The sequence below is a fragment of the Nonomuraea sp. GTA35 genome (assembly GCF_041950525.1).
Classification (GTDB): Bacteria; Actinomycetota; Actinomycetes; order Streptosporangiales; family Streptosporangiaceae; genus Nonomuraea.
The window spans coordinates 21570-46406 of the sequence record NZ_JBGNUV010000001.1 but is presented as its reverse complement, the minus strand read 5'-3'; the positions used below and the strand labels follow the sequence as shown (position 1 = coordinate 46406).

General features: G+C 73.1%; 27 protein-coding genes. 16 read left to right on the top strand and 11 right to left on the bottom strand.

What is annotated here, in order from left to right:
• Window positions 1-156 precede the first annotated feature (156 nt).
• Window positions 157-705, top strand: coding sequence for a tetratricopeptide repeat protein (locus ACBJ32_RS00235; RefSeq protein WP_375124821.1), 549 nt, complete (start codon window positions 157-159; stop codon window positions 703-705).
• Here ACBJ32_RS00235 and ACBJ32_RS00230 read toward each other — a convergent pair.
• From ACBJ32_RS00230 to ACBJ32_RS00220, 3 genes are read right to left on the bottom strand one after another with little or no spacing between them, the layout of a single operon-like run.
• Window positions 702-956, bottom strand: coding sequence for a WhiB family transcriptional regulator (locus ACBJ32_RS00230; RefSeq protein WP_375125949.1), 255 nt, complete (start codon window positions 954-956; stop codon window positions 702-704). The two genes, ACBJ32_RS00235 and ACBJ32_RS00230, sit on opposite strands and share 4 nt — an antisense overlap.
• A 33-nt stretch (window positions 957-989) precedes the next feature.
• Window positions 990-1910, bottom strand: coding sequence for a glycosyltransferase (locus ACBJ32_RS00225; protein WP_375124820.1), 921 nt, complete (start codon window positions 1908-1910; stop codon window positions 990-992).
• Entirely contained in the window at window positions 1907-2497 is a 591-nt protein-coding gene (locus ACBJ32_RS00220; protein ID WP_357879163.1) for an HAD-IIIA family hydrolase, read from the bottom strand. Before ACBJ32_RS00220 ends, ACBJ32_RS00225 begins: the two co-directional genes overlap by 4 nt.
• Window positions 2498-2669: 172 nt before the next feature.
• Here ACBJ32_RS00220 and ACBJ32_RS00215 point away from each other — a divergent pair, with 172 nt between their 5' ends.
• The 9 genes from ACBJ32_RS00215 to ACBJ32_RS00175 are packed head-to-tail and all read left to right on the top strand — an operon-like array spanning window position 2670 to window position 11982.
• Window positions 2670-4301, top strand: coding sequence for a carbamoyltransferase (locus ACBJ32_RS00215; protein ID WP_375124819.1), 1632 nt, complete (start codon window positions 2670-2672; stop codon window positions 4299-4301).
• Window positions 4298-5326, top strand: a complete 1029-nt coding sequence (locus ACBJ32_RS00210; RefSeq protein WP_375124818.1) for a glycosyltransferase family 2 protein — start codon at window positions 4298-4300, stop codon at window positions 5324-5326. The genes ACBJ32_RS00215 and ACBJ32_RS00210 overlap by 4 nt, the downstream gene beginning before the upstream one ends.
• On the top strand, window positions 5323-6402 hold the full coding sequence (locus ACBJ32_RS00205; protein WP_375124817.1) for a glycosyltransferase family 9 protein: 1080 nt from the start codon (window positions 5323-5325) through the stop codon (window positions 6400-6402). Before ACBJ32_RS00210 ends, ACBJ32_RS00205 begins: the two co-directional genes overlap by 4 nt.
• Window positions 6399-7592: a glycosyltransferase gene (locus ACBJ32_RS00200; RefSeq protein ID WP_375124816.1), complete on the top strand. Its 1194-nt coding sequence runs from the start codon at window positions 6399-6401 to the stop codon at window positions 7590-7592. The genes ACBJ32_RS00205 and ACBJ32_RS00200 overlap by 4 nt, the downstream gene beginning before the upstream one ends.
• 2 nt (window positions 7593-7594) lie before the next feature.
• On the top strand, window positions 7595-8140 hold the full coding sequence (locus tag ACBJ32_RS00195; protein WP_375124815.1) for an SIS domain-containing protein: 546 nt from the start codon (window positions 7595-7597) through the stop codon (window positions 8138-8140).
• Window positions 8137-9474, top strand: coding sequence for a PfkB family carbohydrate kinase (locus ACBJ32_RS00190; protein WP_375124814.1), 1338 nt, complete (start codon window positions 8137-8139; stop codon window positions 9472-9474). The genes ACBJ32_RS00195 and ACBJ32_RS00190 overlap by 4 nt, the downstream gene beginning before the upstream one ends.
• Window positions 9471-10145 (top strand): SDR family oxidoreductase, encoded by a 675-nt coding sequence (locus tag ACBJ32_RS00185; protein ID WP_375124813.1) that lies wholly within the window; start codon window positions 9471-9473, stop codon window positions 10143-10145. Before ACBJ32_RS00190 ends, ACBJ32_RS00185 begins: the two co-directional genes overlap by 4 nt.
• Window positions 10136-11023 carry a glycosyltransferase family 9 protein gene (locus ACBJ32_RS00180; RefSeq protein ID WP_375124812.1) on the top strand — a complete coding sequence of 296 codons (888 nt, stop codon included), beginning with the start codon at window positions 10136-10138 and terminating at the stop codon, window positions 11021-11023. The genes ACBJ32_RS00185 and ACBJ32_RS00180 overlap by 10 nt, the downstream gene beginning before the upstream one ends.
• Window positions 11020-11982 (top strand): UDP-glucuronic acid decarboxylase family protein, encoded by a 963-nt coding sequence (locus ACBJ32_RS00175; RefSeq protein WP_375124811.1) that lies wholly within the window; start codon window positions 11020-11022, stop codon window positions 11980-11982. Before ACBJ32_RS00180 ends, ACBJ32_RS00175 begins: the two co-directional genes overlap by 4 nt.
• Window positions 11983-12069: 87 nt before the next feature.
• Here ACBJ32_RS00175 and ACBJ32_RS00170 read toward each other — a convergent pair whose 3' ends face one another.
• From ACBJ32_RS00170 to ACBJ32_RS00145, 6 genes are all read right to left on the bottom strand, one after another.
• Window positions 12070-13035: an NAD-dependent epimerase/dehydratase family protein gene (locus ACBJ32_RS00170; protein ID WP_375124810.1), complete on the bottom strand. Its 966-nt coding sequence runs from the start codon at window positions 13033-13035 to the stop codon at window positions 12070-12072.
• Between the two features lie 146 nt (window positions 13036-13181).
• Window positions 13182-14408, bottom strand: a complete 1227-nt coding sequence (gene mshC / locus ACBJ32_RS00165) for a cysteine--1-D-myo-inosityl 2-amino-2-deoxy-alpha-D-glucopyranoside ligase (protein WP_375124809.1) — start codon at window positions 14406-14408, stop codon at window positions 13182-13184.
• A gap of 10 nt (window positions 14409-14418) precedes the next feature.
• A complete protein-coding gene (locus ACBJ32_RS00160; RefSeq protein WP_375124808.1) occupies window positions 14419-15072 on the bottom strand; it encodes an NRDE family protein in 654 nt (217 codons plus the stop codon).
• Between the two features lie 32 nt (window positions 15073-15104).
• Window positions 15105-15872, bottom strand: coding sequence for an SCO1664 family protein (locus tag ACBJ32_RS00155; RefSeq protein ID WP_253742053.1), 768 nt, complete (start codon window positions 15870-15872; stop codon window positions 15105-15107).
• Window positions 15869-16417, bottom strand: a complete 549-nt coding sequence (locus ACBJ32_RS00150) for a DUF3090 domain-containing protein (RefSeq protein WP_375124807.1) — start codon at window positions 16415-16417, stop codon at window positions 15869-15871. The genes ACBJ32_RS00155 and ACBJ32_RS00150 overlap by 4 nt, the downstream gene beginning before the upstream one ends.
• A 9-nt stretch (window positions 16418-16426) precedes the next feature.
• Window positions 16427-17113, bottom strand: coding sequence for an MSMEG_4193 family putative phosphomutase (locus ACBJ32_RS00145; protein ID WP_375124806.1), 687 nt, complete (start codon window positions 17111-17113; stop codon window positions 16427-16429).
• A 64-nt stretch (window positions 17114-17177) separates the two neighbouring features.
• Here ACBJ32_RS00145 and ACBJ32_RS00140 point away from each other — a divergent pair, with 64 nt between their 5' ends.
• The 4 genes from ACBJ32_RS00140 to ACBJ32_RS00125 all read left to right on the top strand — a co-directional run bounded on the left by ACBJ32_RS00140 (window position 17178) and on the right by ACBJ32_RS00125 (window position 20125).
• A complete protein-coding gene (locus tag ACBJ32_RS00140; protein ID WP_357879207.1) occupies window positions 17178-18125 on the top strand; it encodes an aldo/keto reductase in 948 nt (315 codons plus the stop codon).
• Window positions 18126-18273: 148 nt separating this feature from the next.
• Complete coding sequence (locus ACBJ32_RS00135; protein ID WP_357879209.1) at window positions 18274-19122, top strand: hypothetical protein; 849 nt, start codon at window positions 18274-18276, stop codon at window positions 19120-19122.
• A gap of 122 nt (window positions 19123-19244) precedes the next feature.
• Entirely contained in the window at window positions 19245-19682 is a 438-nt protein-coding gene (locus ACBJ32_RS00130) for a hypothetical protein (protein WP_375124805.1), read from the top strand.
• Window positions 19646-20125 (top strand): STAS domain-containing protein, encoded by a 480-nt coding sequence (locus ACBJ32_RS00125; RefSeq protein WP_375124804.1) that lies wholly within the window; start codon window positions 19646-19648, stop codon window positions 20123-20125. The genes ACBJ32_RS00130 and ACBJ32_RS00125 overlap by 37 nt, the downstream gene beginning before the upstream one ends.
• A gap of 161 nt (window positions 20126-20286) precedes the next feature.
• On the opposite strand, the gene fabI is transcribed toward ACBJ32_RS00125, so the two are convergent.
• Window positions 20287-21051 carry an enoyl-ACP reductase FabI gene (gene fabI / locus ACBJ32_RS00120; protein WP_375124803.1) on the bottom strand — a complete coding sequence of 255 codons (765 nt, stop codon included), beginning with the start codon at window positions 21049-21051 and terminating at the stop codon, window positions 20287-20289.
• 1 nt (window position 21052) lies between these two features.
• Window positions 21053-21748, bottom strand: coding sequence for a beta-ketoacyl-ACP reductase (locus ACBJ32_RS00115; RefSeq protein WP_357879222.1), 696 nt, complete (start codon window positions 21746-21748; stop codon window positions 21053-21055).
• 77 nt (window positions 21749-21825) lie between these two features.
• Here ACBJ32_RS00115 and ACBJ32_RS00110 point away from each other — a divergent pair, with 77 nt between their 5' ends.
• Both ACBJ32_RS00110 and ACBJ32_RS00105 read left to right on the top strand, forming a co-directional pair.
• Window positions 21826-23319 carry a TldD/PmbA family protein gene (locus ACBJ32_RS00110; protein WP_375124802.1) on the top strand — a complete coding sequence of 498 codons (1494 nt, stop codon included), beginning with the start codon at window positions 21826-21828 and terminating at the stop codon, window positions 23317-23319.
• A gap of 14 nt (window positions 23320-23333) precedes the next feature.
• Window positions 23334-24695, top strand: coding sequence for a metallopeptidase TldD-related protein (locus ACBJ32_RS00105; protein ID WP_375125948.1), 1362 nt, complete (start codon window positions 23334-23336; stop codon window positions 24693-24695).
• The last annotated feature ends 142 nt before the right edge of the window (window positions 24696-24837 follow it).

Below are 24837 nucleotides of genomic sequence, written 5' to 3'. Positions count from 1 at the left end.
TTGCCTGCCTGAAGAGGGGTGCCGAACAATCATGCCGCCACGATCCTGGTGCCGGCGGGGTCTCGTCGGCAAGTGACCGGTCCCGCGATCCCCCGGTCGATCAGGAAGGACATCCATGCCCACGAACGCCCCGCAGACCGCCTTCGCGTCCTGACCGTGACGAGAGACGAGGGCGAGGAGGGCAGGCGGGCACGATGGCTCATGGAGCGGGTGCATCTCGGGGAGTGGGAGCACGCGGCAGCGGCCCTGGGCGCCGAGCGCGAGGCCATCGCCGCCTACCGGCGGCTGGCCGCCTCCTCCCCTGGCCGCTACCTGCCTGAGCTGGCCGACGCCCTGATCAACCTCGGCGTCACCCTCTCGGAGCTCGGCCGGCCCGGCGAGGCGCTGGACGCCGAGCGGGAGGCGGTCTCCGTCTACCGGCGGCTGGCCGCGGCCTCCCCCGGCCGCTACCTGGCCGACCTCGCCGAGGTGCTCGTCGACCTCGGCACGACCCTGACGGGGCGCGGCCTTGCTGTCGAGGCGCTGCCGCTGGCGGTGGAGGCGGTCACCATCCGCCGCGAGCTCGCCGCGGCCTCACCCGAGCGGCATCGCGCCGGCCTCGCCCAGGCCCAGGACTGCCTCTCCGCCGTCCTGGCGGCGATCGGCCGCCCTGCCGGTAGCCGTCCAGCCGGCGGACGTCAGGGCGACGGGCATCCGGGCCCCTAGTGTCGCGCGGCGGCCTCGGCTCGCAGGCCGAGCTCGCGCCGCTGGCCGGGATCGGTGCCGCCCCAGACGCCGTACGCCTGCCTGGTGCTCAGCGCGTACTCCAGGCACGGCTCGCGCACGGGGCAGCCGTCACATACGTGTTTGGCCCGCTCGACCTGCGACTGGCTCGGACCTTCCATGGAGATCGGGAAGAACAATTCCGGGTCCAGGTCGAGGCAGGCGGCCCTGCGGGTCCAGTCGAGCATCATCATCATGCTCTTCGCGCCTACCCATCGCCCCGGGCCTCATACCTCGCTGAGCAGCGCATCCCAGTCGGCGAGGAACCTGTCGAGCCCGTATCGCGCCAGCGCGGCGGCTCTGGCGGCCTTGCCGGCCTGGCTCGCGCTTTCCGGATCCTGGGCGAAGGCGTGCAGCGCGTCGGCCAGCACGTTCACCTTCGTGGACAGCACGCCGGCCTCCGGCGGCACCGCCTCGATCGCCTCGGTGGCCGCGAGCGCGACCACGGGCATGCCGATCGTCATGGCCTCGATGAGGGCCAGGCCCAGCGAGGTCCACCGGTAGGGGTGCAGGTAGACGCGCCTGCGGGCCAGCTCTGCGTGCATGACGTGCTGCGGCAGGTCCTCGTGGGTGCCGTACGGCAGCTCGCGCACCTTCATCCCGAACACGTCGAGCGGCACCCGCTCGGCGAAGCGGGGCAGCAGGTCGGTCCCGGCGACCCTGGTGCGGCGCACGGGCTCGTTGACCACGACGCCGGCCCTGGGCAGCTCGCCCGTGTAGAGGTGGCCGGGGTCGGGGATGCCGTGCTCGACGACGCGGGTGGGGGCGCGGCCGTTGTCCCAGTACAGCTCGTTGAAGTGGGTGACGTGCACGAGCGTGATGTCGCTCTGGCCGGCGAGCGGGTGGCGGGTGCGGGGCACGTCGCCCGCGGGCGTGTTGTGCTCGACGTACAGGCCGGGCACGTCGCGGCCGAGCCACTCGCGGGCCAGGTCGAGCTCGTGCGGGCGCTGGTAGACGACGACGTCCACGGGCTCGTCGCGCAGCCGGTCCCAGGGCACCTCGCGGGCGCGTTCCGGCCAGTCGAAGGTGGCCGCCCGCCCCCGGCCATCGGGACCACGGCCGGGAACGAGCGGCAGCAGGTACTCGTGGGACCCTCGGATGAACGCGCTGGTCCACGAGCCGTGCACGTGCCAGATGAGGATCCTCACCAGCGGCTCCAGCCCATGGCGCGGGCCCAGGGCGCCGCCGCGGCCGGCACGGGGCTCTCGGCGTCGCTCAGCACGCGGTCCACGACGTCGATCAGGTCGTCGGCGACCTCGGCGGCCTGCCGGATCTCCTCCCGCAGCGTCTCCTGGGTCGGGACGAGGATGCCCCTGGCGCCGGCGGCCCTGGCGGCCTCCATGTCGCGGCCGATGTCGCCCACGACCACGCAGTCGCGGGGGCTGACGTCGAGCACGGCGGCGGCTCTGATCACGAGCCCGGGCGCGGGTTTGCGGCAGGTGCAGCCGTCGGCGTCGTCGTGCACGCAGATCGCCCACGCGTCGAACGGGCCGAGCAGCTCCTCCACCTTGGCGTTCACCTGGTCCATCTCGTCAGGGGACAGCAGGCCCTTGGCGACGCCCGACTGGTTGGTGACCACGGCCACCGGGACGTCGGCGCGTCTGAGCCTGCCCAGCGCCTCGATCGCGCCCGGCATGGGCTCCACGAGGTCCGGATCGCCGTTGTATGGCACGTCCCTGATCAAGGTCCCGTCCCGGTCGAAGAGCACGGCGCCGGGACGTCGCTTTTCGAACACCTTTCACCTCCGTCGCGTGTCCGGCAGCTACCCGGCGCCTGTCCCGGCAAACAACTACTTAAAGTGACCAAGCCCAGGAGCCAGCGCCTGTTTTCGCATCTCGCGGCGTCGCTCCATGTTTGAGAACCGCTTCTCTCGGTAGCGGTTCTCGACATCCTTAGGGGGAGGAAGCATGAAGTTTCTCGGCATCAACGCGATCTTCCACGACCCGGCCGCCGCGCTGGTGGTCGACGGGAAGATCGTGGCAGCGGCGGAGGAAGAGCGCTTCAGCCGCCGCAAGCACGGCAAGAGGCCGCTGGCGTTCTCCGCGTGGGAGCTGCCCGAGCAGGCCGCCGCGTGGTGCCTGCACGAGGCGGGGCTGTCCCCCGAGGACATCGACGCGGTGGCCTACTCCTACGACCCGTCGCTGGTGGTGCAGAAGCCGGAGGGCGACTGGGAGGACCTGCGGACCAGGTACGCGGTGCGCGCCCCGGCCTTCCTCGCCACGGCCCTGCCCGGCCTGGACCCCGGTCAGGTGAGCTACGTGCCGCACCACGTGGCGCACGCCGCCTCGGCGGGCCTGGCCGCGCCGTGGCGCGACTGCGCGGTGCTGGTGGCCGACGGGCGCGGCGAGAACGTCTCCCACCTGGCGGGCCGCTACCGGGGCGGCGAGCTGGAGGTGCTGGCGGCCCAGGAGCTGCCGCACTCCCTCGGCCTCATGTACGAGGACGTCACCGAGCACCTGGGCTTCCTGCGCTCCAGCGACGAGTACAAGGTGATGGCGATGGCCTCCTACGGCCGGCCCCGCCACCTGGAGGCGCTGCGCGAGGTGATCTACACGACCGGCGACGGCGGGTTCCGCGTCGAGCCGGTCGACTGGAGCGTCTACGCCAAGGCGCTGAAGAAGGGCGCCCCGTGGACCTCCGACCACGCCGACCTGGCCGCCAGCGTGCAGGCCCGGCTGGAGGAGGTGCTGCTGGAGCTGGTGCGCTGGCTGCACGAGCGGACCGGCGAGCGGCGGCTGGCGCTGGCCGGCGGCGTCGCGCTGAACTGCGTGGCCAACACGAAACTGCTGGACGAGGGCCCGTTCGACGAGATCTGGGTCCAGCCCGCGGCGGGCGACTCGGGCACCGCGCTCGGCGGGGCGCTGCACCTGGCGCAGTCGTACGGCGAGCCGGCCGCGCCCATGCCGGACGCGGCGCTCGGGCGCGGCTTCACCGACGAGGAGCTCGGGGCGTGGCTGGACGTGGCCCGCGTGCCGTACACCCGCCCCGCCGACCTGGCCGCCGCCGTGGCCGCCGAGCTGGCGGCCGACCGGATCGTGGCCTGGTTCCAGGGACGGGCCGAGTACGGGCCGCGGGCGCTGGGGCAGCGGTCGCTGCTGGCGCATCCGGGGCACGCCCGCAACACCGAGCGGCTGAACGACGTCAAGGGGCGCGAGCAGTTCCGGCCCATCGCGCCGATGGTGCTGGAGTCGCGGGCCCGGGAGATCTTCGGGCGGGGGCCGGTGCCGTCGCCGTACATGCTGTTCGTCCACGACGTGCACCCGGACTGGGCGGGGCGGATCCCCGCGGTCGTGCACGTGGACGGGACGGCCAGGATCCAGACGATCTCGCCGCGGGAGCAGCCGCTGATGGCGCGGGTGCTGAGCGAGTTCGAGGCGCGTACGGGGCTGCCGGTGGTGGTCAACACGAGCCTCAACACCGCCGGGCGGCCCATGGTGGACGATCCGCGTGACGCGCTGGAGTGCTTCGGGTCCTCGCCGGTGGACGTGCTGGTGCTGGGGCCGTACGTGGTGCGGCGGGGGGAGGTGTTCGCCTCGTGATCACCGTGGTGATCCCCACCATCGGGCGGCCCATCCTGCGCGACACGCTCGCGGCCGTGGGGCCGGGCGTGCCGGTGATCGTGGTGGACGACAGGGCCGGCGCCGCGCGGAAGGGCGGCGCCCGGGGCAAGGAGCCGCCCGCCGTGTCTGAGCCGCTGCCGCCTGAGCCGCCGCTTCCCGGGCCGCTGCTTCCCGGGCCGCTGCCGGGGAACGTGCGGGTCGTCCGCTCGGGCGGCCGCGGGCCCGCGGCGGCGCGCAACGCCGGGTGGCGGGCCGCGGACACGCCGTGGGTCGTCTTCCTCGACGACGACGTGATCCCCGCGCCGGGATGGGCCGAGGCGGTCTGGAAGGACCTGGTGGACCTGCCCGACGACGTGGCCGGCAGCCAGGGGCGCATCGTGGTGCCGCTGCCCGCGGGGCGCCGGCCCACCGACGGCGAGCGGCACACCGCCGGGCTCACCGACGCGCTGTGGGTGACGGCCGACATGGCCTACCGGAGGGCGGTCCTGGAGGCCGTGGGCGGGTTCGAGGAGCGGTTCCCGCGGGCGTACCGGGAGGACGCCGATCTGGCGCTGCGGGTGACGCGGGCCGGGCACCGGCTGGTCAGGGGCGAGCGCGTGACGGAGCATCCGGTCCGGGCCGACGGGTTCTGGGCGAGCGTGCGCTTCCAGCGGGGCAACGCGGACGACGCGCTCATGCGCCGCCTGCACGGGCCCTCGTGGCGCGCCGACATCGGCGGCGGTCCGGGACGGCTGCGCCTGCACGCGCTGACGACCGCCACGGGCCTCGCGGCGGTGCTCCTCGGCGCCGCGGCAGCCGCGACCCGCACCCGCCCGGGCACCCGGGTGGCGGCGTGGGGGGCGGCGGCGGCGTGGGCGGCGCTGACCGCGGACTTCGCGTGGCGGCGGATCGCGCCGGGCCCGCGTACCCCGCGGGAGGTGCTGCGGATGGCCGTCACGAGCGTGCTGATCCCGCCGGTCGCCTGCGCGCACCGGCTTCGGGGGGAATGGAGGGTGCGGCGATGAGCAAGGGCCGGCAGGAACGTTCCAGCAAGGACCGGATCGCAGGAGACAGAGGGCGCGTGCTCGTGGCGCGGCTGGACGACGCCGGTGACGTGCTGCTGGCCGGGCCTGCCGTGCGCGCGGTACGTACGAGGGCCCGCGAGGTGGTCTTCCTGGCCGGCCCGAACGGCAGGGCGGCGGCCGAGCTGCTGCCCGGCGTGGACCGCGTGATCGTGTGGCGTGCCCCGTGGATCGACCACACCCCGCCGCCCGTCACCGGGGCGGGGGTCGAGGAGCTGGTCGAGCAGGCCGCCGGGATCGACGAGGCGGTGCTGCTGACGTCGTTCCACCAGTCGGCGCTGCCGCTGGCGTTGTTGCTGCGGCTGGCCGGGGTGAAGCGGATCACCGCGATCAGCAACGACTATCCGGGCTCCCTGCTCGACGTGCGGCACGTGGTGGACGAGAGCGTCGACGTGCCGGAGGCGGAGCGCATGCTGGCCGTGGCGGAGGCGGCCGGGTTCGGGCTGCCGGAGGGCGATGAGGGGAAACTCGCTGTTCAGCGACCGTTGCCGGATATTGGGAAATTTACGGGGCACTGTGTAGGCGTCGGCGGCGTTGCCGACAAAGGCGCGTATGTCGTGGTGCACCCAGGGACATCGGCCCCCGCCCGTACGTGGCCTGCCGAAAGGCACCGGCAGACAGTGCGGGAGCTGGCCGACGACGGGCACCAGGTCGTCGTGACCGGCACAGAACGGGACCTCACCGCCTACGTGGCCAGCGATGTCGCGGTCGACCTGGGCGGCGTGACCACATTCGCAGAACTGGCTGCCGTGATCGAGCGGGCCGGTGTGCTCGTGGCGGGCAACACCGGCCCCGCGCACCTCGCCGCGGCTGTCGGAACGCCGGTCGTGAGCCTGTTCGCCCCTGTTGTCCCTGCGGTGCGGTGGGCCCCGTACGGCGTGCCCGCGGTGCTGCTGGGCGATCAGCAGGCGCCCTGCCGTGGCAGCAGGGCGCGCGTCTGCCCGGTGCCCGGGCACCCGTGCCTGTCCCAGGTGACAAGTGAGCAGGTGGTCAAGGCAGTGAGGGAGCTGACGCAGTGAAGGTCGATCTCATCTCGGAGCACGCGGACCCGCTGGCGGCAGTCGGCGGCGTCGACTCCGGCGGCCAGAACGTCCACGTCGCCGCGCTGGCAGTGGCCCTGGCAGAGCGGGGGCACACGGTCGTCGTCCACACCCGTCGCTCCTGCGAGTCGCAACCGGAGTCGGTGAGCCTGGCGCCCGGCGTCACGGTGGAGTACGTGCCCGCGGGCCCCGCGGCTCCCGTTCCCAAGGACGAGCTGCCGCCGTTCATGCCGGAGTTCACCGAGTGGCTGGCCGCGCGCTGGGCCGCCCGCCCGCCGGACGTCGCCCACGCCCACTTCTGGATGAGCGGGCAGGCGGCCTTGCGGGCGGCGGCGTCCGCCGGCGTGCCGGTGGTGCAGACGTTCCACGCCCTGGGCACGGTCAAGCGGCGCTGGCAGGGCGCGGCCGACACCAGCCCCGCGCACCGCCTCGAGACCGAGCGCGAGATCGGCCTGCGGGCCGACATGGTGCTGGCCACCTGCAGCGACGAGGTGAACGAGCTGTGCGCGATGGGGGTTCCCGAGCACCGCATCGCGGTCGTGCCGTGCGGGGTGGACCTGTCGGCGTTCTGCCCGGAGGGGCCGGTGGCCCCGCGCACGGACGGCCCGCTCGTGCTCAGCATCGGCCGGATGGTGCCGCGCAAGGGTGTGGACACCGTGATCGCGGCGCTGCGCCAGGTCCCCGGGGCGAACCTGGTGATCGCCGGCGGCAGCGAGGACGACGAGGAGGTGCTCAGGCTGCGCGAGCTGGCCGAGGGGTACGGGCTGGAGGAGCGCGTGCACGTCATCGGCTCCGTGCCGCGGCAGCACGTGCCGGCGCTGATGCGCTCGGCCGACGTCGTGGTGACGGTGCCCTGGTACGAGCCGTTCGGCATGGTGCCCGTGGAGGCCATGGCGTGCGGCGTGCCGGTCGTCGCCTCGGCGGTCGGCGGCCACCTGGACACGGTGGCGGGCTGCGGCGTGCTCGTGCCGCCGCGCCGCCCGCGCGCCCTGGCCAGGGCGCTCAAGGACGTGCTCGGCGATCCCGAGCGCCGCGCCACGCTCGGCACGGCCGGCGCCCGACGGGCCAGGGAGCGGTACGGCTGGCCCCGCGTGGCCGAGCTGACCGAGGCCGTGTACGCACAGGTCATCGACGGGAAGGTCTGCCGGCTGGCGGCCCTGGGGGGTTGATCGTGGACGCTCATCTGGAGAAGCTCTGGAACACCCTGGAGAAGGTCGATGACCACGCGGTCACCGTCCGGGCCTGGGGAGGCAAGCTGGCCGGCGTGCTGGCCGCCGGGGGCAGGCTGCTGGCCTGCGGCAACGGCGGATCGGCGGCCGAGGCTCAGCATCTGACGGCGGAGCTGGTCGGCCGGTTCAGGGACGACCGGCAGCCGTACGCGGCGATCCCGCTGCACGCCGACGGCTCGTCGCTGACGGCGATCGCCAACGACTTCGGCGCCGAGCAGGTCTACGCCCGCCAGGTGCGCGCGCACGGCCGTACCGGGGACGTGCTGCTGTGCCTGTCCACCAGCGGCGGCAGCCCGAACGTGCTGGCCGCGGCCAGGGCGGCGCAGGAGGCCGGGCTCGTGGCGTGGGCCATGACCGGCCCCGCCCCGAACCCGCTCGCCGGCCTGTGCGACGAGGCGGTCACCATCCCCGGCGAGACCGCCACCGTGCAAGAGGTGCACCTGGCGCTGATCCACCTGCTGTGCGACGCCGTAGAGGAGGCGCTGTGACGGAGAGGCCGCTGGTCGTCATCGGGGACACGCTGCTCGACGTGGACGTCGAGGGCGAGGCCGAGCGGCTCTGCCCGGACGCGCCCGTTCCGGTGGTGGACGTCTCCACCGAGCAGGCCCGCCCCGGCGGGGCCGGGCTGGCGGCGCTGCTGGCCGCCCGCGACGGCGCGGACGTCGTGCTGATCACGGCGGTCGGCGACGACCCCGACGGGCACCGCCTGTGCGGGCTGCTGTCGCCGGAGCTCGACCTGGTACGGCTCCCGCTGCGCGGCGGCACCGTGCGCAAGACCAGGGTCAGGGCGCGCGGCCAGACGCTGGTCAGGCTGGACACCGGCGACGGCACGGCCAGGTACTCCCCCACCGCGGAGGCGATCGAGACGATCGGCCGGGCCGGCGCGGTGCTGGTCTCCGACTACGGCAGGGGCGTGGCCAGGATGGCCCGCGAGCTGCTGCGCGAGGTGGACGTGCCGGTGGTGTGGGACCCCCATCCCCGCGGCGAGCAGCCGATGCCCGGCTGCGCGTTGCTGACGCCCAGCGAGGCGGAGGCGCGGATGCTCTGCCCGTCCGGCTACCACGGCCCCGACCAGGCGGCCCGCCGGCTGGTTCGGGCGCTGCGGGCTCGGGCGGTGGCCGTCACGACCGGCGAGCGCGGGGCCGCGCTCGCCATCGCGGGCGGCCCGCTGACCACGGTGCCGCCGCCGGTGCGGGCGGGCGGCCAGGACGCGTGCGGCGCGGGCGACCGGCTCGCCGGGGCCGCCGCGCTGGCGCTGCGCGACGGCGCGGGCGCGGAGGAGGCGGTCACGGTCGGCGTGGGCGAGGCCTCCCGCTTCGTCGAGCGCGGCGGGGCCGCCACCGTGAAGGTGCAGGAGCAGCGGCTCGGCGACCGGCCGCGCACGGCGCTGGAGGTGGCCAGGCTCACCCGGGCGCACGGCGGCCGGCTGATCGCCACGGGCGGCTGCTTCGACCTGCTGCACGCGGGCCACGTGAGCCTGCTGCGGCGGGCCAGGGCGCTGGGCGACGCGCTGGTCGTCTGCGTCAACTCCGACGACTCGGTACGCCGGCTGAAGGGCCCGTCCAGGCCCATCGTGGACGTCCGGGACCGGGTCGAGGTGCTGCGGGCGCTGGGCTGCGTGGACGCGGTGCTGGTGTTCGACGAGGACACCCCGGCCGCCGCCATCGAGCAGCTGCGCCCGGACGTGTGGGTGAAGGGCGGCGACTACGAGGGGGAAGTGCTGCCCGAGTCCGAGGTCCTCGGCAGGCTCGGCGCGGAGATCGTCGTGCTGAGCACCCTGCCGGGGCGTTCGACAACCAATCTGATCAGGGAGATCCAGTGAATGTATTGATCACCGGGGGCGCGTCCGGGCTCGGCCTGGCCACCGCCGAGGCCGTGGAGAAGGAGGGCTGGAAGGCCCTCGTCGTGGACGTGCGCGCGCCCGACCAGCGCTTCGAGCACGTGACGGCGGACCTGGCCGATCGGGCGCAGGCCGAGCGCGCGGTGCGCGAGCTGGCCGAGCGGGCCGGCGGCCTGGACGCCGTCGTGACGGCCGCGGGCATCGACGCGTGCGGGCGGCTGGAGGACGTGCCCGCCGACGACTGGGAGCGGGTCATCAAGGTGAACCTGCTGGGTACGGCCTCGGTCGTGCGGGCGGCGCTGCCGTACCTGAAGCACACCCGGGGCAAGGTCGTCACCTGCGCCTCGACGCTGGGGCTGCGTCCGCTGAGCGACGCGTCGGCGTACTCGGCCTCGAAGTTCGGCGTCGTCGGCTTCACCCGGGGCCTGGCGATCGAGACGCGTGGGGAGATCGGGGTGACGCTGCTGATCCCCGGAGGCATGCGGACGAGCTTCTTCGACGGCCGTCCCGAGCAGTACAAGCCGGGCCCCGAGGCGGGGCTGAACGATCCGGCCGACGTGGCCCAGGCCGTGGTGTTCGCGCTGCGGCAGCCGGCCGGATGCGAGGTGAGAGAGCTCGTCGTGTGCCCGTCCACGGAGACGTCATGGCCCTAGAACTCCTCGCGCTGCGCGGGCTCGGCCTGGGCGACCTGCTCACGGCCGTGCCCGCCCTGCGGTCGCTGCGCCAGGCCTTTCCCGCGCACCGCATCACGCTGGCCGCGCCGCGGTACCTGGACGCCCTGCTGCCGCTGATCGGCGCGGTGGACGACCAGGTGGACGTGTCGGGGCCGGGCCCCGTTCCGATGGACGCGCTGCCGTTCGAGCGCCCGGACGTCGCGGTCAACCTGCACGGGCGGGGACCGCAGAGCATCGAGGCGCTGCGGCGCACGGAGCCGGGGCGGCTGATCAGCTTCGGCACCGGGCCTCCGTGGCAGGAGGGGGTGCACGAGGTGCGGCGGTGGTGCGACCTGCTGGAGTGGCACGGCATCCCCGCCGACCCCGGTGACCTGACGCTGGGCATCTCCGACCGCACGGGGCCGGCGATCGTGCATCCGGGCGCCGCCTATCCCGCGCGGCGCTGGCCGCCGGAGCGGTTCGCCGAGGTGGCGGCGGCGCTGGACGACGTGATCGTCACGGGCAACGCGGAGGAGGTGCCGATCGCCGCCCGGGTCGCCGAGCTGGCGGGGCTGCCTCCGGAGCGGATGCTGGCCGGGCGTACCTGCCTGGCCGACCTGGTCGACCTGGTCAGCAGGGCGAAGCTGGTGGTCTGCGGCGACACCGGCGTGGCTCACCTGGCGACGGCGTTCTGCGTGCCGTCGGTGGTGCTGTTCGGCCCGGTCTCGCCCAGGCTGTGGGGCCCGCCGCCCGGCTGGCGCCACGTGGCGCTGTGGGCCGGGCAGAACGGTGATCCGCATGGTCAGCGGCCCGATCCGGGGCTGCTGAAGATCGAGGTTTCCGAAGTCGTCGACGCTGCCATGGAGGTCATCTCATGAGGGCTCTGGTCACCGGAGGTGCCGGGTTCCTCGGCTCCTACCTGTGCGAGCGACTGCTGGACGAGGGTGCGGAGGTGGTCTGCATGGACAGCTTCCTCACCGGGGGGCCGCGCAACGTGGAGCATCTGCTCGAACGGCCCGAGTTCCGGCTCATCGAGTGCGATCTGACCGGGTACGTGCATGTGCCCGACCGGCTGGATCTCGTGCTGCACTTCGCCTCGGCCGCCTCGCCGGCCGACTACCTGCGCTATCCGATCGAGACGCTGCGCGTGGGCAGTGTCGGCACGCTGCACGCGCTGGGGCTGGCCAGGGAGAAGGGGGCCAGGTTCGTGCTGGCCTCGACCAGCGAGGTGTACGGGGATCCGCTGGAGCACCCGCAGAAGGAGACGTACTGGGGCAACGTCAACCCGGTCGGGCCGCGCAGCGTGTACGACGAGGCCAAGCGCTTCGCCGAGTCGCTGACCACCGCGTACCGGCAGTCGCGCGCCACCGACACGGCGATCGTGCGCATCTTCAACACCTACGGCCCGCGCATGCGCCCGTTCGACGGGCGGGCGATCCCGACGTTCATCCGGCAGGCCCTGACCGGCGAGCCGATCACGATCACCGGCGACGGCTCGCAGACGCGCTCCATCTGCTACGTCGACGACACCGTCTCGGGCATCCTGGCCATGGCCCGCAGCGACTTCGCCGGGCCCGTGAACATCGGCAACCCCGACGAGCTGACCATGCTGGAGCTGGCCACGCTCATCAAGGACCTGACGGGGACGTCGTCGGAGATCCGGTTCATCGACCGGCCCGCCGACGACCCGAAGGTCCGGCGTCCCGACACCTCGCTGGCCGCCGAGCGGCTGGGCTGGCGGGCGACGGTGCCCGCCGAGGAGGGGCTGCGCCGCACGATCGAGTGGTTCTCGGCCGAGCTCGCCGCGATCGAGCAGCTCGAACGCCTGCAGGTCTGACAGCCCCGGCCCTCGCCCCAGCACGGGCGGGAGGCCGTCGCGGCCCAGCCTCGCCCCCGCCGGCGTACCGGCGGGGGTTCCTGCTGCCTAGCGCTCGTGGCCCGCGCGCAGCCACTCCAGGTATTCGGCGACCGCCCGCTCGGTGTCGTAGGCGGGCTCGAACCCGGTGTCCTCGCGCAGCCGCGTGATGTCGAGAGGGTTGTCGACCGGGCCGGGAGCGCGCCCTTCCGGGATGCCCACGCGCGCGCCGGGGACGAGCTTCCTGATCGCCGCGATCACGTCGCCGTTGGTGGTGATCCGCCCCGAGGCCACGTTGTACGTGCGGTGCCGCAGCCGCCCGGCCGTCTGCAGCAGCGCCAGCGCCCGCGCGCAGTCCTTGACGTAGCACGCGTCGAGGCCGTTGCCCGTGCGGGTCTCCCCCATCACCGCGGACAGGTCGGGCTCGGTGCCGCGGGCGGCGGCGTGCACGAGCTGCGGTACCGGGAAGAACGGGTCCGGGTTGTGCCCGAGCGGCCCCCAGATGCCTCCGATGCGGTAGTTGACCGCCTCGACGTCGTCGAGGGCCTCGTTCAGGTGGTCGGCCAGCAACTCGCCGATCTTCTTGAAGCGGGGGATCGCGTGCGGGGCGCTCATCGTCAGCGGCAGGTCCTCGCCCAGCGGCCCGTCGGCGGTGATCCCGGCGTACACGCCGATCGTGCTGGCCAGGCCGAGCCGGCGTACCTGCCAGGCGCGGGCGGCGCGGAACATGGCGAGCAGGCTCCGCACCGCCCGCTCGGTGTGCTCGATCGGCTCGTACGCGCCGGGCGGCCAGGGCATGGAGCCGGCGAGGTGCAGGATGCCGGTGATCTTGTGCCGGTCGCCGATCTCGAGCAGCGCCCGCTCGTCGGCGACGTCGGCCCGCTCGACGAAGAGCCGCTCACCGGCCTCGGCCGCGAAGGCGGCGGGCACCTCGGCGGGGCGGCGCTGGACGAGCACGCAGGACTCCCCCAGGTCCAGCAGGGCGCGGGTGGTGTGCGTGCCGATGAAGCCCAGCCCGCCGGTGATCAGAATCATGTATGACATTCTCCCTGATAATCAGCACTACTGATTATCAGAATATCCCACTCTCCCTCGAAGGCGGTAGTACGGTTGCGGATCCCTGCCTGGGCGCAACGAAAAAGCGGCCGCCCTGCTCGGGCGACCGCTTGTGGAGCTCCGGGTCAGCGGAGGGCGACTCCCAGGAGGGCGTCGGCCAGGTCGCGGACGAGGCCGGGGGCCGACTCGTCCCGGCCGCCGCCCGCGAGGGCCTGCTCGGCCCAGGCGTCCACGGCGGCCAGCGCGCCGGGCGAGTCGAGGTCGTCGGCCAGCCGCTCGCGCACCTTCGCCAGCAGCTCGCCGGCGGGCGGCCCCGCTGTGAGAGCGGCGGCCGAGCGCCACAGCGCCAGCCGCCGTTCCGCCTGCGCCATCATGTCGGGCACGTACTCCCAGTCGGCCCGGTAGTGGTGGGCCAGCAGCACGAGCCTGATCGCCATGGGGTCGTGCTCCTGGCGCAGCCTGGAGACGAAGACCAGGTTGCCCTTGGACTTCGACATCTTCTCGCCGTCGAGCGCCACCATGCCGGCGTGCGTGTAGAACTTCGCGAACGGCCACTCGCCGGTCGCGGCGTGCCCCTCGGAGGCGCCGCACTCGTGGTGCGGGAAGATCAGGTCGGAGCCGCCGCCGGCCACGTCGTAGCCGGCGCCCAGGTTGTCGAGGGCGATCGCGGTGCACTCGATGTGCCAGCCGGGACGGCCCCGGCCCAGCGGCGAGTCCCAGGCCGGCTCGCCGGGCCGCTCGGCCCGCCACAGCAGCCAGTCGAGCGGGTCGCGCTTGCCCTCCCGGCCGGGGTCGCCGCCGCGCTCGGCGAACAGGGCGAGCATCTCCTGCTCGGTGTAACCCGACACCTGGCCGAACTTGGGCGCGTCGGCCACGCTGAAGTAGACGTCGCCGTCGAGGACGTAGGTGACGCCCTTGGCGGCCAGCTTGGCGATCAGGTCCGCCACCTGGCCGACGACCTCGGTGACGCCGACGTACTCGCGGGGCGGCATGATCCGCAGCGCCTCCATGTCGCCGCGGAACAGCTCGATCTCCCGCTCGGCCAGCTCCTGCCAGTCGATGCCGGTCTGGACGGCCCGCTCCAGCAGCGGGTCGTCCACGTCGGTGGCGTTCTGCGTGTAGTGCACCTCGTGGCCGGCGTCGCGCCACACCCTGCCGACGAGGTCGAAGGCGTGGTAGGTGTTGGCGTGGCCGAGGTGGGTGGCGTCGTAGGGGGTGATGCCGCAGACGTACATCCTGGCGGTGGGGCCGGGGTCGGTCTGCCGCACCTGCTTGGCCGAGGTGTCGTAGAGACTGAGCGGAATGCTCTCACCTGGGAGTTTGGGAACGTTCTGGGCAGACCACGATCTCATGTCTTTGAGCCTATCCGTCCCGATCGGCGGTCAGGTCGGTGAAGTCGTAGGTCACGCCTTCCCGCGCGATCTCGACCTCCATCACCGACAGGGAGGCGAAGATCCGGCCGTCCGGCAGCTCGTGCCTGACGATGAGCGCCCCGGGGTCGGTGGACGGCTCGGCCTTGATCAGTTCGCCCCATCGCTCGGAGTCCCTGAAGCGGGGCAGGTACGCCACGACCCGCTCGCTGCCGGGGTCCAGGCCCGTGTTGACGACCATGCTGGTGCCCTGGGGCAGCTCCGACACGGCCGCGCGCTCGCCGTCCCAGCTCAGCAGCCGCACCCGCGCCAGGTCGGCCAGCACGAGGTGGAAGGGGTCGTAGTCGCGCAGCCCGGCCTCGGCGGGGAGCTCCCCCGTGTACGCCGCCCGCAGCGCCAGGTCGCCCCGCGAGACCTTGGTCCTCTCGTCGGCGGCCCGGCCGCGGCCGTTGAGCAGCGCCGCCGCGCGGCGGTCCGCCGGGTTGACGGCCAGCCAGGTGCCGCCGGCCTTGAGGTCACGCCCTCCGATCACGCCCGGGTAGTCGGGCCAGTGCTCTCCCGGCCCCTCCCAGGGCCGGTCGGCGAGCTCGTCCCGGACGCCCATGAGGCTCAGCCGCCGCCCGGTTCTCACGATCAGCGTGCACATGGGCAAAGGGTATTAAACGGGCCCCCGGTCTTTCATATGGGGGGCCAGGGTATGGCCGGCCAGCCCTCTGACGGGTACGGATGCACGCCGGTGTCGAGCAGCCGCCTGACCCGCTGCCAGGTGGCCTCGACCTCCGCCAGCGTCAGCAGCTCGCGCAGCCTGCGCCCGAGCGAGCCCGACTCGATGTCGCGCTCGAGCTTGGCCAGCACCGCCACCGCCTCGCGGGCCAGCGGCTTGCCGCGCCACTGCCACAGGACCGTGCGGAGTTTGTCCTCCACGGAGAAGCAGACGCCGTGGTCGACGCCGTACACGTGGCCCGTGGGCAGCGGCAGCAGGTGGCCGCCCTTGCGGTCGGCGTTGTTGACCACCGCGTCGAACACCGCCATCCGCCGCACGACCGGGTTGCGGCTCTTGACCAGCCGCATGAGATCGATCTCGCGCTCGGTGTCGATCCAGAGCTGGCACATGCCGGGGCCGAAGGGCCCGTCGCGGTAGACGGTGGGCGGGACGATGCGCCAGCCGGTGGCCTGGGAGACCTCGAACGCGGCCACCTCGCGGGCTGCGAGGGTGCCGTCGGGGAAGTCCCACAGGGGGCGCTCGCCGCGTACGGGCTTGTAGACGCACGCCGCCGACCTGTCGCCGAGCTTGACCGAGCAGTAGAGCGTCATGTTGGTCGCCTCGACGAGGCGGCCGGCGACCTCCAGCGTGCCGTCGCGCAGCAGCGCGAGCGCGTCCTCGTCATGCAGGGACGGCGGTGGGGAGGGAGGCTTGATGGCCGGTTCGCTCTCGGGAGCGGTCATGAAGCCGCCTCACCCCCGCGATAGCCGTTGAGACGGACGCAGACGTGACCGGCGGCGTCGAGCGGCTGCCCGCACAGGGGGCACGGCGGTCGGCCCGCCGCGACGATCTGGAGGGCCCGCTGGGTGAAGGCTCGCGCGGCGCCGGCGCTGATGCGCACGCGCAGCACCGCGGGGTCGGGCGTGTCGAGATCGTCCTCGTCGATGACCTCCTGCGCCTCTATCACCACCTGCGCCTTCTCGGCATCCCAGGTCAGCGCCATGGTGCCGACGCGGAAGTCCTCCGCGACCGGCGTGTCGAGAGGAGCGTCGTCGGCCAGGTCGGCCGGGGCCAGTGCGGGCACCTGGGCGGTGCCCCCGCTGAGCCGCAGCACCTCGTCGAGCAGCTCGTCGAGCCTGCCCGCGAGCGCGGCCACCTGCAACTTCTCCAGCGCCACCGTGGTCAGTCTGCCCTCGGCCCTGGCCTGCAGAAAAAAGACCCGCGCGCCCGGCTGCCCCAAGGCACCGGCGACGAACCTCTCTGGTGGGTCGTAGTCGAAGACCGGCATAGCCTGACCTTACGTGGTTCCTGGTCCGCCGCCGACGGCGGCATCGCTCCCGGTGATGTTTTCTCCCCCGTCTTTCTCCTCCGAATCCTCAGGAAGCCGCAATTCCCCCATATCGTTGACCCTGAGAACAAAGGGACGCAAGGGGGCATAGCGAATGACGGTGAGGGCCGCCGGATCGGCTGTTATCCGCTGAAACTGATCGAGATGAAGCCCCAGAGCGTCCGCGACGATCGCCTTGATCACGTCGCCGTGGCTGCAAACCAGGTAGACAGCCTTACTCCCGAGGGTTCGATTCCACTCCCGGACCGCCGCGACGGCCCTGTGCTGCATCCCGGCCAGCGACTCCCCTTCCGGAAAGGTCACCGCGCTCGGGTGCGCCTGCACGACCTGCCACAACGGCTCCTTGGCGAGCTCGGCCAGCGGCCGCCCGGTCCACTCCCCGTAGCCGCACTCGATGAACCGGTCGTCGATCCGCACGTCCATCTCCCGGCCCTGCGCGACCGCTTCCGCCGTTTCCCGGCAGCGCTCCAGCGGACTGGAGACAATGGCGTCGAGCCTGACGCCCGCGACGCGCCCGGCGAGCGCGGCGGCCTGTGCCCTTCCCGCCTCGCTCAGATGCACCCCCGGGGTGCGGCCGGCCAGCACCGGCCCGGTGAGGTCCGTCAGCCCGTGCCGGGCCAGAAGCAGCGTGGTCATCCAGCAAGTGTCGCAGGCGTCGATCACAACGTTTCATCGGCCTGGACGGTAACCTGGCGGGATCATGGAGCAGCGCTATGTCGGCCACAGCGGCCTGTCGGTGTCCCGTTTGGGGCTCGGCACGATGACCTGGGGTCGTGACACCGACGCGGACGAGGCCGCCGCCCAGCTCCGCACGTTCATGGACGCGGGTGGCACCCTGGTCGACACGGCCGACGTCTACACCGGCGGCGACGCCGAGCGGCTCCTGGGGCGGATGCTGCGCGACTCGGTGCCGCGCGCGGAGCTGGTGATCTCCACCAAGGCCGTGGTGACGCCGACCGGCCGCCGCCCGCGCGACGCCTCCAGGCGCCACCTGATCGCCGCGGTGGACGACTCGCTCAACCGGCTCGGGCTCGACTACGTCGACCTGTGGCAGCTGCACACCTACGACGCCGAGGTGCCTCTGGAGGAGACCCTGGCCGCGCTCGACGCCATCGTCTCCTCCGGGCGCGCCGTCTACGCGGGCGTCTGCGACTACACCGGCTGGCAGCTCGCCGCCGCCGCCGTCACCCAGAAGACGGTCCCTGGCCGCATCCCGATCACCTCGGCCCAGGCCGAGTACTCCCTGCTGGCCCGCGAGCCGGAGCGCGAGCTGCTGCCCGCCGCCGCGCACCTGGGGGTGGGCGTGCTGGCCTGGTCGCCGCTGGGGCGGGGGGTGCTCACGGGCAAGTACCGCACCGGCATCCCGGCCGACTCGCGCGCCGCCACCCCGCACTTCGCCGACTTCGTCCGGCCCTACCTGGACGAGCGCAGCAGGCGGGTCGTGGAGTCGGTCATGACGGCCGCCGACGGGCTCGGCGTGTCGCCCCTGGCCGTGGCCCTGTCGTGGGTGCGGGACCAGCCCTGCGTGGCCTCCGCCATCGTCGGGGCACGTACCCACGCGCAGTTGAAGGGTGTCCTCCCCGCGGAGGACGTCGTGCTGCCGATAGAGATCCGCGAGGCCCTCGATGACGTGTCATCGCTCGACTGACCGGCCGCGCGACCGCCGCGACCTGGAACGAGAGACCTTCTCGCGTATCACTACTCGATACCGAATCGCAACTTTACCCGGCAAACGCCTGCGTCTGACGTCCGATGTCCATAAAGATTTCCCCCGGAAGCGACGCAGGAGGGGACGGATGGGGAGCAGGACCGCGATCTCGGCTGGAGTTCTCGCGGTGGCGCTGGTGGCCGTCCCGATGGGGGCACCTGCCGCCTCGGCCGCCGTCCAGGACTGCACGCGCGACGGGGGCCTGCTCTCGGGGGTGACCAACACGCTGTGCGACGTGGTGGAGGCCGTCACCGGCACCGTCGACACGCTGACCGGCGGCGCCACCGACCCGGTGACCGACGGCGTGGACAAGGCCACCGACGAGGTGCTCGGCCGGGTCGGTGAGGCGGTGCCCACCACCAAGGCCACCCCCTCCACGACCTCCTCCGTCAAACCGTCCACCACCTCGCCCACCACGCCGAGGCCGAGCAGGACCGGGCTGGTGCCGGAGACGCTCGGCGACGTGTGCCTGCCGGTGCTCGCCTGCGAGGACCAGGCCGTCGCCGACCAGCCGGCCCCCCGGGCCACGCCCTCGGCCACGCCGACGGAGGTCCGCACGGGGCGCGGCTGGGAGAGCACCGCCTCGGCCGCCCCCGCCCGGCCCCGCGCCACTCCCCCGGACAGGCGGCCGCAGACGGTCGGCACGGGCGCGCCGGTCGAGGAGAAGAAGACCGCCCACGCGGAGGAGCCGCGGGTGGACCTGCTGTGGCCGAACCCGTTCGCGCACGAGCTCGCGGTGCCCATGCAGGACCAGCGGGTGGTGCGGCCCACCCCGCCCGCCTCCGACGTGCTGGGGACGATGCTGACGATCGCGCTGCTGGGGTCGGCGGTGCTGGCCACCCGGATCGTGCAGCAGCGGCGGCAGCGTACGGAGCCCACGGAGTCGATCCCGTTCGAGCCGGCGCGGGCCGGCAACGGCCGGCACCGCCTGGCGTAACAGGACGTATTGCGGCGAACACGATGAGGTCTATCGTGGTGATGGAGCGCGCCGATGGACCCGGTGGTGGAGTGATGGGACCACCGCTGTGGCGGGGTGGCGCACTCGGGTGAGGAGCCGCCATGTCCGCCCTGGACCGCCCTTCGTCGCAGCACCACGGACGGCGTGACGCGGAGCCAGGAGGAAGCGACGGCTTCCTGCGGCTGGCGAAGGCGGCGGCCGAGCGGGCCGCGCGAGCCGGGGAGCGGGCCCGGCGGGCGGGCATCCGGCTGCAGCGCCTGCGAGCGGGCCTGCCGCGGGCCGACCTCGACTCCCTCGGCCCCGTTCCCGTGCCGTTGCGGGCGGCGCTCGATCAGTCCATGGCCTACCAGGTCCTGGCCACCGTCCACGAACGGGCCGCCCGCCATTTCGAGTCGTGCGCGGATCGCGGCTCCGGGGACGTCGCCCACCACCGCGAACGTGCCGCCTGGCACAGCGGCGCCGCCGAGCGGGCCCGCAAGGCCAGAGCCGCCTGGGCAGCCTCGTGCCGCGTGACCGGGCCTGCCGAGCCCTCGTCCTGATTTCCTGTCCCGCTGGGGGGAAGCCGCGCCGGAGGGCCGGTGAAAGCCGCCCCATCCATACCGAGACAGTGGGACGATCAGGGGTCGTGGCGGAACGCAGGGAAGTTCCGGATTTCCGACGCACCTGGGCGGTCATCGCCCTGAGCGGAAGCCTTGACGATGCCACCGTGGATCAGGTCGAGCAGGAGATCCGGCAACTGGGCGGCCGGGGCGCGCGGCTGATCATCGACGTGAGCGAGCTGCACTTCCTCGACGACTTCGGGGTGGACATGCTGGTGCTGCTCGCCCACCACATGCACCAGCGGGGCGGGCTGATGGCGCTGGCCGACGGCCGCGGCCATGTCCGCCGGGTGCTGGGAGAGGCGGGGCTGGAGGGCCTGCTGCCGCTGTTCGGCACCGTGGCCGAGGCGATACGCGGCCTGGAGGACGAGACCTCCGGCTGATCCGCCCAGGACGGGTGCCCCGGCTTGTCAGAACGGGTGCCCTGGCCTGTCCCCGCCGTGCTCGCGGCGCAGCGCCCGCCGCCCCTGCCCCACCATGGCCAGCGCCCGCGGCAGGCCGGCGTGCCGTCGGCTGTGCCGTGAAGGATGGAGCGTGGGAAGAATCAGCCGCCGATCGCGTGGGCGCCGCCGTCCACGTGGACGATGTCGCCGGTGGTGGCCGGGAACCAGTCCGACATCAGGGCCACGCAGGCCCGAGCCGTGGGCAGCGTGTCGGCCAGGTCCCAGCCCAGCGGGGCCCTCTCCGGCCAGCTGTCCTCGAACTCCTTGAAGCCCGGGATCGACTTGGCCGCCATCGTGCGCAGCGGCCCCGCCGCCACCAGGTTGACGCGGATGTTGTGCTTGCCCAGGTCGCGGGCCAGGTAGCGGTTGCAGGACTCCAGGCCGGCCTTGGCGACGCCCATCCAGTCGTAGACCGGCCACGCCTTGGAGGCGTCGAAGTCGAGGCCGACCACCGCGCCGCCCTCCTTCATGAGCGGCAGGCAGGCCACGGCCAGGGACTTGTACGAGAACGTCGACACCTGCAGCGCCGTGGCGACGTCCTCCCAGGAGGTGTTGAGGAAGTTGCCGCCCATGGCGCTCTGCGGGGCGAAGCCGATCGAGTGGACGACGCCGTCGAGGCCGTCGACGTGCTCGCCCACGCGGGCGGCGAGGGTGTCGAGGTGCTCGTTGTTCTGGACGTCGAGCTCCAGGACCGGCGCCGGCGTGGGCAGGCGCCTGGCGATGCGCTCCACCAGGCTGAGCCGGCCGAACCCGGTCAGCACGACCGTGGCGCCCTCCTCCTGGGCGAGCTTGGCCACCGCGAACGCGATGGAGGCGTCCGTCAGGACACCCGTCACGAGGATCCGCTTGCCTTCGAGAATGCCCATGTCAGTGCCCCATTCCGAGTCCGCCGTCGACGGGGATCACGGCCCCGGTGATGTAGGAGGCGTCGTCGCTCGACAGGAAGCGCACGACGCGCGCGATCTCCTCGGGGGCCGCCTGCCGCCCGAGGGGGATGTTGGTCACGATGGCCTCGTGGTCGAGCTCGGCGGTCATGTCGGTGGCGACGAAGCCGGGCGAGACGACGTTGACCGTGATGTTGCGCGAGCCGTACTCGCGGGCCAGGGAGCGGGCGAAGCCCACCAGGCCGGCCTTGGAGGCGGCGTAGTTGGCCTGGCCTGCCTGGCCGGACAGGCCGACGACGGAGGAGATGAGGATGATCCGGCCGCGCTTGAGCCGCATCATGGGCCTGATGGCCCGCTTGGCGACGCGGTAGGCGCCGGTGAGGTTGGCGTCGATGACGTCGGTGAAGGTCTCCTCCTTCATCATCGCCAGCAGGGTGTCCTTGGTGATGCCGGCGTTGGAGACCAGGACCTCGACCGGGCCGTGCTCGGCCTCGACCTTGTCGAAGGCGGCCTCGACGTCGGCGGTGCTGGTGACGTCGCAGCGCACGCCGAACAGGCCCTCGGGCGGCTCCCCCGATCGGTAGGTGACCGCGACGGCGTCGCCTGCCGCGGCGAGTTCACGGGCGATCGCGAGGCCTATGCCGCGATTGCCCCCGGTGACGAGTACAGAGCGTGCCATGAGACCTGACGCTATCTCGTACCGGCGAGTTTCGGCTTGTCCGGGTGGTACAAGATCACAGGGTTAGGATCGTGGACATGCGCCAGATCGACCCCGACTTCCTGGAGCTGCCGATGCGGCAGCTGGCGGACGCCGCCCTGCAACGCGCTCGCGAGCTCGGCGCGCAGCACGCCGACTTCCGGCTCGAACGCGTCAGAGCGGAGACGCTGAGCCTCTACGACACCCGGCTCGAAGGCGCCATGGACGCCGACGATCTGGGCTACGCCGTCCGGGTCGTCAAGGACGGCACCTGGGGGTTCGCCGCCGGCATCCACCTGACGCCCGAGGCCGCCGCCGTGGTGGCCGAGCAGGCGGTGCGGGTGGCGGAGGTGAGCGCCCCGATCAACCGGGAGCCCATCGAGCTGGCGGCCGAGCCGGTGCACGCCGACGCCGTGTGGGTGTCGGATTACGACGTGGACCCGTTCGAGGTGCCCGCGGCCGACAAGGTGAACCTGCTGGCGGAGTGGTCGGCCGGGCTGCTGAAGGGCGCCGACCACGTGTCGGCGCGGCTGCTGCAGGTCAAGGAGCAGAAGTTCTACGCCGACACGGCCGGCACGGTGACCACGCAGCAGCGGGTGCGGGTGCATCCGCAGCTCAACGCGATGAAGGCGGCCGGGAGCGGCTTCGACGACATGTCGACGATCGCGCCGCCGGTCGGGCGCGGGTACGAGTACCTGACCGGCACGGGCTGGGACTGGCAGGGCGAGCTGGCCAGGCTGCCGGAGCTGCTGGCGGAGAAGCTGGCCGCGCCGTCGGTCGAGGCGGGCGACTACGACCTGGTGATCGACCCGTCCAACCTGTGGCTGACGATCCACGAGTCGATCGGCCACGCCACCGAGCTGGACCGGGCGCTGGGCTACGAGGCGGCGTACGCGGGCACCAGCTTCGCCACGTTCGACCAGCTCGGCGAGCTGGTCTACGGCTCGCCGGTGATGAACGTGACGGGCGACCGCACCGTCACCCACGGCCTGGCCACGATCGGGTACGACGACGAGGGCGTGCAGGGGCAGAGCTTCGACATCGTCAGGGACGGCGTCCTGGTGGGCTACCAGCTCGACCGGCGGATGGCGCTGATGAAGGGGCTCGGGCGGTCCAACGGGTGCGCGTTCGCCGACTCGCCGGGCCACATGCCGATCCAGCGCATGGCGAACGTGTCGCTGGCGGCGGCGCCCGGCGGGCCCTCGACGGAGGAGCTGATCGCGGGCGTGGAGCGCGGCATCTACATCGTCGGCGACAAGAGCTGGTCGATCGACATGCAGCGCTACAACTTCCAGTTCACCGGGCAGCGGGCCTACCGCATCTCGCACGGGAAGCTGGACGGGCAGGTCAGGGACTTCGCCTACCAGGCGACGACGACGGACTTCTGGCAGTCGATGGAGGCGGTCGGCGGGCCGCAGACGTACGTGCTGGGCGGCGCGTTCAACTGCGGCAAGGGGCAGCCGGGGCAGGTCGCGCCGGTCAGCCACGGTTGCCCGTCGGCGCTGTTCAGGGGCGTGCGGATCCTCAACACCGTGCAGGAGGGCGGGAAGTGACTACTCCTCAGGAGATGGTGGAGAGGGCTCTGGAGCTCTCCCGCAACGACGGCTGCGTGGTGCTCGTGGACGAGGGCTCCACGGCGAACCTGCGGTTCGCGGGCAACACGCTGACCACGAACGGCGTCGCCCGCTCCGCCCGGCTGACCGTGATCTCGGTCGCGGGGCAGGGCGTGGGGGTGGTGTCGCGGGCGGCCGTACGCGACGACCAGCTCGCCGACGTGGTGGCGGCGGCCGACGCGGCGGCCCGCGACGCGCGGCCCGCCGAGGACGCCCGCGCGCTCGTCGAGGCGGGCCCCGCCTCGCCGCACTGGGGCGAGGAGGTGCGGCCGACCGACATCGGGGTGTTCGAGGGGTTCGCGCCGGCGCTGGGCGAGGCGTTCGCGGCGGCGGAGGCGGGCGGCAGGAGGCTGTACGGGTTCGCGGAGCACTCGCTGACCTCGACGTTCCTCGGCACGTCCACGGGCGTGCGGCTGCGGCACGACCAGCCGACCGGGCGGCTGGAGCTGAACGCCAAGTCGGGCGACCTGAAGCGTTCCGCGTGGACGGGCGTGTCCACGCAGGACTTCACGGACGTGGACGTGGCGGCGCTCGGCGCCTCGCTGGCGCAGCGGCTGGAGTGGGCCAAGACGCGGGTCGACCTGCCGGCGGGCCGGTACGAGACGCTGCTGCCGCCGAGCGCGGTGGCCGACCTGATGATCTACATGTTCTGGTCGTCGGGTGCGCGGGACGCGCTGGACGGGCGCTCGGTGTTCGCCAAGCCCGGCGGGGGCACCCGCGTGGGCGAGCAGCTCGCCACGCTGCCCGTCTCGCTGTCGAGCGATCCGGGGGCGGCGGGCATCGCCTGCTCGCCGTTCGTGACGGCGCACTCCTCCAGCCGGGAGAGCTCCGTGTTCGACAACGGGCTGCCGCTGGAGCGGACCGACTGGATCAAGGACGGGCGGCTGGAGGCGCTCATGCAGACCCGCTACTCGGCCGAGCTGAGCGGACTGCCGGTGACGCCCGGCATCGACAACCTCATCATGTCCGGGCCGGCGGGCGGGCCGGAGCCCTCGCTGGAGGAGATGATCGCCTCCACGCGGCGGGGGCTGCTGGTGACCTGCCTGTGGTACATCCGCGAGGTGGACCCGCAGACGCTGCTGCTGACCGGGCTGACCCGCGACGGGGTCTACCTGGTCGAGCACGGTGAGGTCGTGGGTGAGGTGAACAACTTCCGGTTCAACGAGAGCCCGGTCGACCTGCTGGGGCGGCTGGCGGAGGTGGGCGGGAGCGGGCAGACGCTGCCGCGCGAGTGGAACGACTACTTCCAGCGGACGATCATGCCGGCGGTCCGGGTGCCGGACTTCAACATGTCCACGGTGAGCCAGGCGAGCTGACCCGCCGAATTCCCGGCCTTCGACGGGCCCGGCCGCCACGCGGCCGGGCCCGTCGGGTGTGCGGGGTTCGCCGCCCGGTCCTGCGGCCCGCCGGTCATGTGACGGCGGCCCTCCCGGTCACTGGTGGGCCGCGTGCCGGGGC